The 12,728-nt window shown below is 60.2% G+C and carries 13 protein-coding genes; 4 read left to right on the forward strand and 9 right to left on the reverse strand.

The window, feature by feature from the left end:
- The 3 genes from QOL84_RS02705 to QOL84_RS02715 are packed head-to-tail and all read right to left on the reverse strand — an operon-like array spanning nt 1 to nt 3,568.
- Entirely contained in the window at nt 1-1,272 is a 1,272-nt protein-coding gene (locus QOL84_RS02705) for a dihydrolipoamide acetyltransferase family protein (RefSeq protein ID WP_283436066.1), read from the reverse strand.
- Nucleotides 1,273-2,331, reverse strand: coding sequence for an alpha-ketoacid dehydrogenase subunit beta (locus tag QOL84_RS02710; RefSeq protein ID WP_008086973.1), 1,059 nt, complete (start codon nt 2,329-2,331; stop codon nt 1,273-1,275).
- Between the two features lies 1 nt (nt 2,332).
- Nucleotides 2,333-3,568: a 3-methyl-2-oxobutanoate dehydrogenase (2-methylpropanoyl-transferring) subunit alpha gene (locus QOL84_RS02715; RefSeq protein ID WP_102899278.1), complete on the reverse strand. Its 1,236-nt coding sequence runs from the start codon at nt 3,566-3,568 to the stop codon at nt 2,333-2,335.
- 185 nt (nt 3,569-3,753) lie between these two features.
- Here QOL84_RS02715 and bkdR point away from each other — a divergent pair, with 185 nt between their 5' ends.
- Nucleotides 3,754-4,242: a Bkd operon transcriptional regulator BkdR gene (gene bkdR / locus QOL84_RS02720; RefSeq protein WP_008059350.1), complete on the forward strand. Its 489-nt coding sequence runs from the start codon at nt 3,754-3,756 to the stop codon at nt 4,240-4,242.
- Between the two features lie 194 nt (nt 4,243-4,436).
- On the opposite strand, the gene QOL84_RS02725 is transcribed toward bkdR, so the two are convergent.
- On the reverse strand, nt 4,437-5,300 hold the full coding sequence (locus QOL84_RS02725; RefSeq protein ID WP_283436067.1) for an MBL fold metallo-hydrolase: 864 nt from the start codon (nt 5,298-5,300) through the stop codon (nt 4,437-4,439).
- Nucleotides 5,301-5,391: 91 nt separating this feature from the next.
- Here QOL84_RS02725 and QOL84_RS02730 point away from each other — a divergent pair, with 91 nt between their 5' ends.
- From QOL84_RS02730 to QOL84_RS02740, 3 genes are all read left to right on the forward strand, one after another.
- Entirely contained in the window at nt 5,392-5,733 is a 342-nt protein-coding gene (locus tag QOL84_RS02730) for an ArsR/SmtB family transcription factor (protein ID WP_283436068.1), read from the forward strand.
- 166 nt (nt 5,734-5,899) lie between these two features.
- A complete protein-coding gene (locus QOL84_RS02735) occupies nt 5,900-7,144 on the forward strand; it encodes an NAD(P)/FAD-dependent oxidoreductase (protein ID WP_283436069.1) in 1,245 nt (414 codons plus the stop codon).
- Between the two features lie 9 nt (nt 7,145-7,153).
- Complete coding sequence (locus QOL84_RS02740; RefSeq protein WP_283436070.1) at nt 7,154-7,954, forward strand: sulfite exporter TauE/SafE family protein; 801 nt, start codon at nt 7,154-7,156, stop codon at nt 7,952-7,954.
- A 102-nt stretch (nt 7,955-8,056) separates the two neighbouring features.
- On the opposite strand, the gene QOL84_RS02745 is transcribed toward QOL84_RS02740, so the two are convergent.
- The 5 genes from QOL84_RS02745 to QOL84_RS02765 all read right to left on the reverse strand — a co-directional run bounded on the left by QOL84_RS02745 (nt 8,057) and on the right by QOL84_RS02765 (nt 12,725).
- The gene (locus tag QOL84_RS02745; RefSeq protein ID WP_129394423.1) at nt 8,057-9,337 is read right to left on the reverse strand and encodes a TRAP transporter large permease; all 1,281 of its coding nucleotides are present in this window, start codon (nt 9,335-9,337) and stop codon (nt 8,057-8,059) included.
- On the reverse strand, nt 9,337-9,864 hold the full coding sequence (locus QOL84_RS02750; protein WP_283436071.1) for a TRAP transporter small permease: 528 nt from the start codon (nt 9,862-9,864) through the stop codon (nt 9,337-9,339). Before QOL84_RS02750 ends, QOL84_RS02745 begins: the two co-directional genes overlap by 1 nt.
- 79 nt (nt 9,865-9,943) lie before the next feature.
- A complete protein-coding gene (locus QOL84_RS02755; protein WP_283436072.1) occupies nt 9,944-10,915 on the reverse strand; it encodes a TRAP transporter substrate-binding protein in 972 nt (323 codons plus the stop codon).
- A 61-nt stretch (nt 10,916-10,976) separates the two neighbouring features.
- Nucleotides 10,977-11,870: an SMP-30/gluconolactonase/LRE family protein gene (locus tag QOL84_RS02760; RefSeq protein ID WP_283436073.1), complete on the reverse strand. Its 894-nt coding sequence runs from the start codon at nt 11,868-11,870 to the stop codon at nt 10,977-10,979.
- A 30-nt stretch (nt 11,871-11,900) separates the two neighbouring features.
- Nucleotides 11,901-12,725 (reverse strand): NAD-dependent epimerase/dehydratase family protein, encoded by an 825-nt coding sequence (locus tag QOL84_RS02765; protein ID WP_283436074.1) that lies wholly within the window; start codon nt 12,723-12,725, stop codon nt 11,901-11,903.
- Nucleotides 12,726-12,728: the final 3 nt, after the last annotated feature.

The raw sequence follows: 12,728 nt of genomic DNA on the forward strand, positions 1-12,728 counted from the left end.
TTACTCCACAAACAAAGTGGCAGGTTGTTCGATCAAGCCGCGAATGGCCTGGATGAAGAGTGCCGCGTCCATGCCGTCGACCACGCGGTGATCGAAGGAGCTGGAGAGGTTCATCATCTTGCGGATCACCACCTGGCCTTTGACGACCATTGGCCGTTCGACGATTTTGTTGACGCCGACGATCGCCACTTCCGGCAGGTTCAGCACCGGCGTGCTGACAATGCCGCCGAGTGCACCGAGGCTGGTCAGGGTGATGGTCGAACCGGACAACTCATCGCGGCTGGCCTTGCCATTGCGCGCGGCGTTGGCCAAACGCGAGATCTCGGCGGCGTTGTCCCACAAGCTGCGCGCTTCGGCGTGACGCACCACCGGCACCATCAGGCCGACATCGCTTTGCGTGGCGACGCCGACATGCACGGCGCCGAGGCGAGTGATGACCTGGTCTTCGTCGTCGTAACGGGCGTTCATCTGCGGGAAGTCGCGCAGGGCGACGACCAAGGCGCGGACGAGGAACGGCAGCAAGGTCAACTTGCCACGGCTGGCACCGTGTTTTTCGTTCAGGTGCGCACGCAGCTCTTCAATCGCGGTGACGTCGATTTCCTCGACATAACTGAAGTGTGCGGCGCGCTGGGTCGCGTCCTGCATGCGCTGGGCGATCTTGCGGCGCATGCCGATCACTTGAATCTGTTCTTCGTCATTACGCTGGGCGTAAGCAGCAGCAACCGGCGCCGAAGCGTTCGACTGACCTTGCGCCAGATAGGCTTCAAGGTCGTCATGCAGCACACGACCGGCCGGGCCGGAACCGCGCACCAGACGTAATTGAATGCCCAGATCCAGCGCATGTTTGCGCACGGCCGGGGAGGCGAGTGGGCGTTCGTCTGCTTCGCGAGCAACCATCGGGCCTTGGCAAACGGCAGCCGGGCGCGGGGCGGCAGCAGCAGATTTGCTCTCAACAACGGTTTCAACTTTCGGCGCAGCCGGCGCTTCTTTGACGGCAGCCGGCGCAGCGGATTCTTTCAGATTGCCAGCACCTTCAACCTCAATGCTGATCAGCACACTGCCAACCGCCATCACTTCACCCGGCTGACCGCCGAGGGCAATCACCTTGCCGTGTACCGGCGACGGAATATCGACCATTGCCTTGTCGGTCATCACGTCCGCCAGCACCTGATCTTCAACCACCAGATCGCCGACCTTGACGTGCCATTGCGACAGTTCTACTTCTGCGATGCCTTCGCCGATGTCCGGCATCTTGATAACGTGCGTGCCCATTCAGACCTCCATAACCCGTTTCAACGCCGCGCCCACTCGGGACGGCCCTGGGAAATACGCCCACTCCTGCGCGTGCGGGTAGGGAGTGTCCCAACCGGTGACGCGTTCGATCGGCGCTTCCAGGTGATGGAAGCAATGCTCTTGCACCAGCGACACCAGTTCGGCGCCGAAACCGCAGGTGCGAGTGGCTTCGTGTACCACTACGCAACGGCCGGTTTTCTTCACCGATTTGACGATGGTTTCCAGGTCCAGCGGCCACAGGCTGCGCAGGTCGATGACTTCAGCGTCAACGCCGCTTTCTTCGGCAGCGACTTGCGAGACATACACGGTGGTGCCGTAAGTCAGCACCGTCACGTCTTTGCCCGGACGGGTGATCGCGGCAACGTCCAGCGGCACGGTGTAGTAGCCGTCCGGAACCTGGGCTTGCGGGTGTTTCGACCACGGGGTTACCGGGCGGTCGTGGTGGCCGTCGAACGGGCCGTTGTACAGGCGCTTTGGCTCGAGGAAGATCACCGGATCATCGTTTTCGATGGAGGCGATCAGCAGGCCTTTGGCGTCGTACGGGTTGGACGGCATTACGGTGCGCAAGCCGCACACCTGAGTGAACATCGCCTCGATGCTCTGGCTGTGCGTCTGACCGCCGTAGATGCCGCCGCCGCAAGGCATGCGCAGGGTCATCGGTGCGGTGAACTCGCCGGCCGAGCGATAGCGCAGGCGCGCCGCTTCGGAAATGATCTGGTCGGACGCCGGGTAAACGTAGTCAGCGAACTGGATCTCGGCGACCGGACGCAGGCCGTAGGCACCCATGCCCACGGCGACGCCGACGATGCCGCTTTCCGAGATCGGCGCATCGAACACACGCGAGGCGCCGTACTTGGTTTGCAGGCCTTCGGTGCAACGGAACACGCCGCCGAAGTAGCCGACGTCCTGACCGAACACCACCACGTTGTCGTCACGCTCAAGCATCACATCCATGGCCGAGCGCAGGGCCTGGATCATGGTCATGGTGGTCGTGGTCATGGCGGTTTCCAGCTGAATATTGTTGTTGTGATCGTTCATGTCAGATCCCCAACTGCTGACGCTGGCGCTTCAAGTGCTCCGGCATCTCTTTGTAGACGTCTTCGAACATGGTTGCGGCGCTTGGAATCTGGCCGCCGGCGAGGGTGCCGTACTGTTCGGCCTGTTTCTGCGCGGCAATCACTTCGGCTTCGAGTTCGGCGCTGACGGCGGTGTGTTCTTCTTCCGACCAGTGACCAACCTTGATCAGGTGCTGTTTCAGGCGCGCGATCGGGTCGCCGAGCGGGAAGTGGCTCCAGTCATCGGCCGGACGGTATTTCGACGGATCGTCGGAGGTCGAGTGCGGGCCGGCGCGGTAGGTGACCCATTCGATCATGGTCGGGCCGAGGTTGCGGCGGGCGCGTTCGGCAGCCCAGGCAGAAGCGGCGTAGACCGCGTAGAAGTCGTTGCCATCAACCCGCAGCGAAGCGATGCCGCAACCGACGCCGCGTCCGGCGAAAGTGGTGGCTTCACCGCCGGCAATCGCCTGGAAGGTCGAAATTGCCCATTGGTTGTTGACCACGTTGAGGATCACCGGCGCGCGATAAACGTGGGCGAAGGTGAGGGCGGTGTGGAAGTCCGATTCGGCGGTGGCGCCGTCACCAATCCACGCCGAGGCGATTTTGGTGTCGCCCTTGATCGCCGACGCCATGCCCCAGCCGACTGCCTGAATGAACTGGGTCGCGAGGTTGCCGGAAATGGTGAAAAAACCTGCTTCCTTGACCGAGTACATGATCGGCAACTGGCGACCCTTGAGCGGATCGCGCTCGTTGGACAGCAGTTGGCAGATCAGGTCGACCAGTGGCACTTCGCGAGCCATCAGGATGCTTTGCTGACGGTAGGTCGGAAAGCACATGTCGTCGATGTTCAAGGCCAACGCCTGGGCGCTGCCGATGGCTTCTTCGCCGAGGCTCTGCATGTAGAACGACATTTTTTTCTGACGCTGGGCAACGACCATACGGTTGTCGTAGATGCGCGTCTTGAGCATGGCGCGCATGCCTTTACGCAGAATCTCGACCGGCACGTTCTCGGCCCATGGGCCGAGGGCGTTGCCCTGATCGTCGAGCACACGAATAAGCCCACGCGCCAGGTCGGCGGTGTCGGCAGGTTCGACGTCGATGGAAGGTTTGCGCACCGTACCCGCATCGGTCAGATGCAGGTAGGAAAAATCGGTTTTGCAGCCTGGACGGCCCGAGGGTTCAGGGACGTGCAGACGCAGCGGTTCATACGCTTGGGTCATGGCTTCTACGCTCGATCTTGTGAATTTCTTGTAGTGAGCTGGCAGTCATTCCTCGGTAGAGGAAATCTTGTCCTACAACAATCATAGGCCCGGGCAAGAAGAATATTTATCTCTGTTTCGTTGCGCTGGAGACGATTTGCAGATAGAAATTCTGCATAAACATAAAAAACAGGTGGTTTTGTCTCATGCGCAAACTGGACCGTACCGACATCGGCATTCTCAACAGCCTTCAGGAGAACGCACGCATCACCAACGCCGACCTCGCACGCTCGGTGAATCTGTCGCCGACGCCGTGCTTCAATCGGGTTAAAGCGATGGAAGAATTAGGCCTGATTCGCGAGCAGGTGACGCTGCTGGACGCCGATCTGCTTGGGCTGCATGTGAACGTGTTCATTCACGTCAGCCTGGAGAAACAGGTGGAGGAGGCGTTGCAGCATTTCGAGGAAGCGATTTCCGATCGTCCCGAGGTGATGGAGTGCTATCTGATGGCTGGCGACCCGGATTATCTGATACGGGTGCTGGTGCCGACGATTCAGTCGCTGGAGCGGTTCATGATGGATTTTTTGACCAAAGTGCCGGGGGTGGCGAATATCCGCTCAAGCTTTGCGCTCAAGCAGGTGCGCTATAAAACTGCGCTGCCGTTGCCGGCGAATGGGTTGACGCTGGGGACGTGAAGATCAAAAGATCGCAGCCTGCGGCAGCGCCTAAGTGCTGATCGTTCCCACGCTCCGCGTGGTAATGCAGCCCGTGACGCTCTGCGTCACTTCCCGAAGCGGAACGCGGAGCGTCCCCGGGGGCATTCCCACGCAGAGCGTGGGAACGATCAATTTCTCCTGTAGGAGCTGCCGCAGGCTGCGATCTTTTGACGTTAAAGCTTGTTGATCGGAATCTTCAGATAAACCACGCCATTGTCTTCAGCCGCCGGCAAATTCCCCGCCCGCACATTCACCTGAATCGCCGGCAACAACAACGTCGGCATGCCCAACCCGGCGTCACGCTGGGTACGCATCTCGACGAACGCCGCTTCATCAACCCCGTCATGCACATGAATATTGCTTTTACGCTGCTCGCCAACCGTGCTCTGGCACTGCGACTCGCGGCCCTCTGGCGGATAGTCGTGGCAGACGTAAAGCTTCACGCTCGCCGGAAAAGCCAACAGCTTCTGGATCGAGTTGAACAGTTGATGCGCATTACCACCGGGGAAATCACAGCGTGCCGTACCCACGTCGGGCATGAACAGCGTGTCGCCCACCAGAATCTGCTCGCCATCGATCAAATAAGCCATGTCCGCCGGCGTATGCCCCGGCATATGCAGGGCCGTGGCCTTGAGGTTACCGATGCGGAATGACTCGTTCGGCGCAAACAGATGATCGAACTGCGAGCCGTCGACGCAGAATTCCGGCTCGAGATTGAACAGGACCTTGAACACGTTCTGCACTTTGCTGATCGACTCGCCAATGGCGATCTTGCCGCCCAGTTCCCTGCGCAGGTACGGCGCGGCGGACAGGTGATCGGCGTGGGCGTGGGTTTCCAGCAGCCACTGCACTTGCAGATTGTGTTGGCGCACGAAGGCGATGATCTTGTCGGCCTGCGCGGTACAGGTGCGGCCGGCGGCGCCGTCGTAATCGAGTACGGGATCGACAATTGCGCATTGCCCGCCGTCGGCTTCATAGACCACATAGCTGTAGGTCGAGGAGGCGGGGTCGAGGAACGATTCAATCTGCGCGGGCATGGACACCAACCTGAACAAGGGAAATGGGTTGCAACACTTTATCTAAAAACATAATGTTCGCAGCTTAAGTGACGTTGAAGGCATCGTGCAAATGCAATCCAGTCTGACCGAATGTGAAGTCGCCCAACTGCGCGCCTCGGCCTCCAAGGCCTGTGCGTTGCTCAAGGCGTTGGCCAATGAAGATCGCCTGTTGATTCTGTGTCAACTGACCCAGGGCGAACGCAATGTCGGCGAACTGGAAAAGATGACCGGCGTACGTCAGCCGACGCTGTCACAGCAACTGGGCATCCTGCGCGACGAAGGCATGGTCGCCACTCGCCGCGAAGGCAAATACATTTTTTATGGGCTGGCCAGCCCGGAAGTGATTCAGGTGATGAAGACCCTGTCGGGGCTTTATTGCGGGGCGGTGCTCAAGAGCTGGGAACAGCCGTAAATGCCAGCCAGTACACCAATCCCCCTGTAGGAGTGAGCCTGCTCGCGATAGCGGTGTACCAGTTGATAAAGATATTGGCTGACCCACCGCGATCGCGAGCAGGCTCACTCCTACAATGGATCTGTGTGATGGCTGAAATCCTTGCGTGCAGCAAAAGGAACAAGCAATGAACGATCAACACTGGGGCCCATCCATCAGTGCAGACATCGTGGTCATCGGCGGCGGTACCGCCGGTATCGGCTTCGTCGCCAGTCTGCTCAAGCGCGATCCGGACCTGAAAATCACCGTGATCGAACCAAGTTCACAGCACTATTACCAACCGGCGTGGACACTGGTCGGCGGTGGTGCGTACGACGTCAAGGACACCGTCAGGCCGATGGCCAAGGTGATGCCGCGCCAGGTCAATTGGGTGCAGGCCGCCGTCGCCGCGATTGACCCGGACGCACGCCAGTTGACCCTCAACGATCAACGCACGGTCAGCTACCAGAATCTGATCGTCTGTCCCGGCCTGCGTCTGGCCTGGGAGAAAATCGAAGGCTTGCAGGAAAGCCTTGGCCAACATGGCGTGACCTCCAACTACAGCTACCAGCACGCGCAATACACTTGGGATCAGGTGCAGAAACTGCGCGGCGGCAAAGCCCTGTTCACCCAGCCGGCGATGCCGATCAAATGCGCCGGCGCGCCGCAAAAGGCCTTGTATCTGTCCTGCGATCACTGGCTCAAAACCGCTGTGCTGAACAATATCAATGTTGAGTTCAACCTCGCCGGCGCCGCACTGTTCGGCGTGGCGACGTTCGTGCCGCCACTGATGAAGTACATCGAAAAATACAACGCGCAACTGGCGTTCAACTCGAACCTGGTCAAGGTCGACGGCCCGGCGCAAACCGCCTGGTTCGAGACCAGGGACGCCGACGGCAACGTCACCCGCGAGGCGAAAACCTTCGATCTGCTGCACGTCGTGCCGCCGCAGGTTTCACCGGATTTCATTGCACAAAGCCGGCTGGCCGACGCCGCCGGCTGGTGCGAAGTCAATCCGCACAGCCTGCAACATCCGGGTTATCCCGACGTGTTCGCGCTCGGTGATATCTGCGGCACCAGCAACGCAAAAACCGCCGCTGCGGTGCGCAAGCAAGTCGTGGTGGTGGCGGAAAACCTGTTGGCGTTGCGCAAGCAACAACCGCTGCCATTGAAGTACGACGGCTACGGCTCGTGCCCGTTGACGGTGGAGAAGGGCAAAGTGATCCTTGCCGAGTTCGGTTACGCCGGCAAGTTGCTGCCGACCTTTCCACTCGACCCGACCGTGGCGCGGCGTTCGGCGTGGTTTCTCAAGGCGACGCTGCTGCCGTGGTTCTACTGGAACGGCATGCTCAAGGGTCGCGAGTGGCTGACCAGCCTGTCCAAGGTCGACTGAGAAAACCCTATGTTGCTGGCAAGTCTGTTTGGCGTGGTGATGGGGTTGGTCCTCGGTTTGACCGGGGCCGGTGGCGGCATTCTGGCGGTGCCGGCGCTGGTGCTTGGGCTTGGCTGGACGATGACGCAAGCGGCGCCAGTGGCGCTGTTTGCCGTCGGCAGTGCGGCGGCAGTCGGGGCCATCGACGGTTTGCGTCATGGTCTGGTGCGTTATCGTGCGGCGCTGTTGATTGCCGCGTTGGGCGCGGTGTTCTCGCCGTTGGGCATCTACTTCGCGCATCAGTTGCCGGAGAAGATCCTGATGATTCTGTTCAGCCTGCTGATGGTCATGGTCGCCTGGCGCATGCTGCGGCGTGAGCGTCAGGAAGCAGGCCCGAGCGATCATGGTCACGGCAGTTGGGGCCAGAAAAACTGCATGCTCGATGCAGAAACCGGGCGCTTCGACTGGACCGCCAAATGCACCGCGACCCTCGCCGCATTGGGCGCGGTCACAGGGGTCGTGTCGGGGTTGCTGGGGGTGGGTGGCGGCTTTTTGATCGTGCCGGCGTTCAAGCAACTGACCGATGTGCAGATGCGCGGGATTGTCGCGACGTCGTTGATGGTGATCAGCCTGATTTCGGTGATCGGGGTGATCGGCTCGTTTCACGCTGGTGTGCGGATTGACGGGCAGGGCGGTGCGTTCATCGTTGCCAGCATTGTTGGCATGATCATCGGGCGCAAGCTGTGCGCGCGGGTGCCGGCGCGGGCGTTGCAGGTGGGGTTTGCCAGTGTGTGTCTGGTGGTGGCGGGGTATATGTTGTTGCGGGCTTGATTATTTGAAGATCAAAAGATCGCAGCCTCGTTTCACTCGACAGCTCCTACATGGGAATGCGATTTCTGTAGGAGCTGCCGAAGGCTGCGATCTTTTAAGTTGTTACAACACCAGATGCGGCAACCACAGCGAAATCGCCGGAACGTACGTCACCAGCATCAACACCAGAAACAGCACTGCGTAAAACGGCATGAGCGCCTTCACCGTGCTTTCAATACTCACCTTGCCCACCGCCGAACCGACAAACAGCACCGCACCTACCGGCGGTGTTATCAATCCGATCCCCAGGTTCACCAGCATGATCATGCCGAACTGCACCGGGTCTACGCCAATGCCGAGAATCACCGGCATCAGAATCGGTGTGAGGATCAGGATCAGCGGCGCCATGTCCATCACCGTGCCGAGCAACAGCAGCATGACGTTGATGCACATCAGGATCACGTAGCGGTTGTCCGACAGGGTCAGGAACAGCGTGGTGATTTTCGCCGGGATCTGCATCAGGGTCATGATGTAGCCGAAGCTCGCGGCGAAACCGATCAGGATCATCACGATCGAAATCGTCCGCACCGTGCGGTGCATCAGTTTTGGCAGTTCGCTCCACTTGTAATCGCGGTAGATGAACATGGTGACGAAGAACGCCCAGAGCACGGCAATCGCCGCCGACTCGGTCGCGGTAAAAATCCCCGAGAGAATGCCGCCGAGAATGATCACCATCGCCATCATGCCCCACAGCGCTTCGCCGCAGATTTTCAGCGCCTCACGCAGCGGAATGACGTCGCCTTTCGGGTAATCGCGTTTGCGCGCGAAGATCAGGCACAGCACCATCAGGCACGCGCTCATCAACAGGCCCGGCACCACGCCGGCCATGAACAGCGATGCAATGGACACCGTGCCACCGGCTGCCAATGAATACAGCACCGAGTTGTGGCTTGGCGGTGTCAGCAAGGCCTGCACCGAACCGCTGACGGTCACCGCTGTAGAGAACTCGCGCGGATAACCCTTGCGTTCCATCTCTGGAATCAACACCGAGCCTACCGAAGCCGTGTCGGCTACCGATGAACCGGAGATCGCGCCAAAAAACGTCGAGGCCATGATGTTGACCAGCGACAGGCCGCCGCGCACGAAGCCGACCAGCACCCCGGCAAACGCCACCAGCCGCCGCGACATGCCGCCCTCGGCCATGATCGCCCCGGCCAGGACAAAGAACGGAATCGCCAGCAGCGAGAACTTGTTGACCCCGCCGGCGACCTGAATCATCAAGGCCTGAAACGGAATGTCGATCCACCACGCGCCGATCAGTGCCGACAGCCCGAGGGCGTAGGCGACCGGCATGCCGATCAGAATCAATACGATAAAACTGCCCAGCAGAATCAATGCGTCCATCAGGCAGCCCCTTCGTTTTCTTCAACCAGATCGAACCGCACAACCCGACGGTTGCTCTGGTCGCCCAAAAACAGTTTTTCCAGTACGAACACCAGCGTCAGCGCGCCGCCAATCGGGATCGGCATATAGGTGATACCGACGCGCAAGGTCGGCAGCGCGCTCATGAACTGGTTCCACGTCGAAGCGCACAGCTTGGCGCCCCAGATCGCCATGAACAGGCAGATGGTGCCCATCAACAATTGGGAAATGATGCTCATGGTTCTGCGCAGATTCGGTGGCAAGCGGTCGGTGACCATCGCCACGGCCATGTGCGCGCCGGCACGATAACTGGCAGCTGCACCGATGAAGGTAAAGACCATCATCAGCAGGATCGCAGTGGGCTCCGGCCAGCTCGAACCGGTGCCAAGGGCATAGCGGGCGAACACGCCCCAGGGAATGATCAGGGCGATGGCCAGTACCGACAGGCCGGCGACCCAGATGCAGGTCATGTACAGCTTGTCATTGAGGCGCAGCAGCGAATTCTTCATCGGGTTCCACCGTAACCGGGCAGTCGCAAACGTCTTCGGACGCCAGCGCTGCCGGGCCTTTCATTGAGGGCTAAAAAAGTTATTGCACGGCTTCGATGCGCTTGATCAGGTCGGCATAAGGTGCGCCGTATTTCTCGCGAACCGAGGCAGTGGCCTCGTAGAAGGGTTTCTTGTCGACGGTGATGAACTCGACGCCGGCAGCCTTGAGTTTCTCTTCGCTGCTGGCGGACTTGGCATCCCACAACTTGCGCTCTTCAAGCTGTGCATCCTTGGCGGCTTTTTTCACCAGCGTCTGTTGGTCTGGGGTGAGTTTTTCCCAGGTGATTTTCGACATCACGATTGGCTCGGGCAGGATCAGGTGCCCGGTCAGGCTGTAGAACTTGGCGTTCTGGAAATGGTTGTGTTCGAGCAGGGTCGGCGGGTTGTTTTCCGCGCCGTCGATGACCCCGGTCTGCAGCGCGCTGAAGATTTCCCCGGTATCCATGGCTATGCCGTTGCCGCCCATGGCGTTGATGGTCTCGATGAACATCGGGTTGCCCTGCACGCGGATTTTCATGCCTTTGAGGTCTTCGAGTTTACGCACCGGTTTCTTGGTGTAGATGTTGCGCGTGCCGCCGTCCATCCAGGCCAGCGCGACCAGGCCGAATTCGGAATTGGTGATCTTGTCGAGGATCGCATCGCCGACTTCACCATCGATCACTGCGCGCATGTGCGCCTGGTCACGGAAAATGAACGGCATGTTGAACACGTTCACATCCGGCACCACCGGACCGACGATGCCGAGGCTGACGCGGGTCATCTGGATCGCGCCGACCTGTGCCTGTTCGATGACTTCTTTCTCCGAACCGAGCACGCCGCCCGGGAAGTATTTGAAGGTGAGTTCGCCATTGGTTTCCTTGGTCAGGGTTTTGCCCATGCTTTCTTCAGCGACCACGGTCGGATAACCGGCGGGGTGAATATCAGCGAACTTGATTTCCAGTGCCTGCGCGGCACCGGCGAAGGTGAACATCAGCGGGAGTGCAGCGGCGAGCAAGGTGCGTTTGAAGTCCATTGGGGGTGTCTCCAGTCTTGTTATTGTTGTGTTCAAGGCGCAGCGGTGCAGCAGAGGCGGGTTACAGCAAAGCGTCGAATAACGGTTCCGGCAGGCCTTTGACTCCGGGGTTCAGGGCGAACACGCCGCCGGCCAGGGAGCGCGGATCATGGTCGTCACCGGGGCGGATCGAGGCGACGAACAAGGTGTCCATCGCGCTGCCACCGAAGGCACACATGGTCGGTTTTTTTACCGGGACTTCGAGCGAAAAATCGAGTCTGCCGTCCGGTGCGAAACGGTGGATGAGGCCGGCGTCATTGGCGCAGATCCAGTAAAAACCTTCAGCGTCCACGGCCGCGCCATCAGGGCGACCGGGGAAGTGGTTCATGTCGACGAAAACGCGTCGGTTCGACGGTGTGCCGCTGTCAGTGTCGTAATCGAACGCCCAGATCAACTGCACGTCGGGATGCGAGTCGGACAGGTACATCGTTTTACCGTCGGGGCTGAAGCCGAGGCCGTTGGGCACGATGAAACCGTCGAGTTGCGCATCAACCACGCCAGACTGCCCGGCACCGTAGCGATAGAGCCGGCCCTCGGGCGCATTCAGGCCCATGTTCAAGACCATGCTGCCGGCCCAGAACCGGCCCTGACGGTCGCAGCGACCATCGTTGAGACGCATGTCTTTGCGGCTGTGTGCGACGCTGGCCAGCAGCTCACTGTCGAGGCTGCCGTCGGCGTGCGGCTGCAGATGAAAGAAACCGCTTTCCATGCCGGCGATCCAGCCGCCACGGCTGTGGCGAACGATGCAGGCGAGCATTTCCGGGGTTTTCCAGGTCTGTACATGCCCAGTGTCGGCGCTCCAGCGTTGCAGGCTGCCGTTGGGAATATCGACCCAGTACAACGCGTTTTCCTCTGGCACCCAGACCGGGCTTTCGCCCACGGCGTTGCGAGCATCGACGATCAATTCGGCTTGCATACTCAATCCCTTGTGTCGTTGTCAGAGTGTTCAGTCGCCAAACGGACCGGCGGCGACGAAGGCACCGCCCTGGTATATCCGCGCCGGGTCATCGGCGGCCGGCAGCGGCTGGGCTTCGACTTTTTCGCGGAATATTTCGGAGCTGTCCTTGGCGGCAAAACCGAGGTGGCTGGCGAAGCGGTTGTCCCACCACACGTCCTTGTTGGCGGACATGCCATAGACTACGGTGTGGCCGACGTTGGGCGTGTACAGCGAGTGTTCGAGCAATTGCGTGAGGTCGTCGAAGCTCAGCCAGGTGTGCATCATTCGGCGGTTTTGCGGCTCGGGGAACGAGGAGCCGATGCGGATGCTGACCGTCTCGATGCCGTAGCGATCGAAGTAGAAACTGGCCATGTCTTCGCCATAGGACTTGGACAAACCGTAGTAGCCATCGGGGCGGCGCGCGGAGCTGGCGTCGAGGTGTTCGTCCTGTTTGTAGAAGCCGATGACATGGTTGGAGCTGGCGAAGATCACCCGCTTCACACCATGCCGGCGCGCGGCTTCGTAGATATGGAAGACGCCGCAGATGTTGGCGCCGAGGATCTCTTCAAAGGGACGTTCAACGGAGACGCCGCCGAAGTGCAGGATCGCGTCGACGCCCTCGACCAGTTGGTGCACGGCGTGTTTGTCGGCGAGGTCGCAGAGCATCACTTCTTCGCGATCATCGACGGCCGGGGCGAGGGCGGCGATATCGGACAGGCGCAACACATTGGCGTACGGGCGCAAGCGTTCGCGCAGGACTTTGCCGAGGCCACCGGCAGCGCCGGTCAGCAGCAGGCGATTGAAAGGGGCGCGGGGAGTAGAGGTAGACGTCATGGC

Source organism: Pseudomonas helmanticensis, from assembly GCF_900182985.1.
GTDB lineage: Bacteria > Pseudomonadota > Gammaproteobacteria > Pseudomonadales > Pseudomonadaceae > Aquipseudomonas > Aquipseudomonas helmanticensis.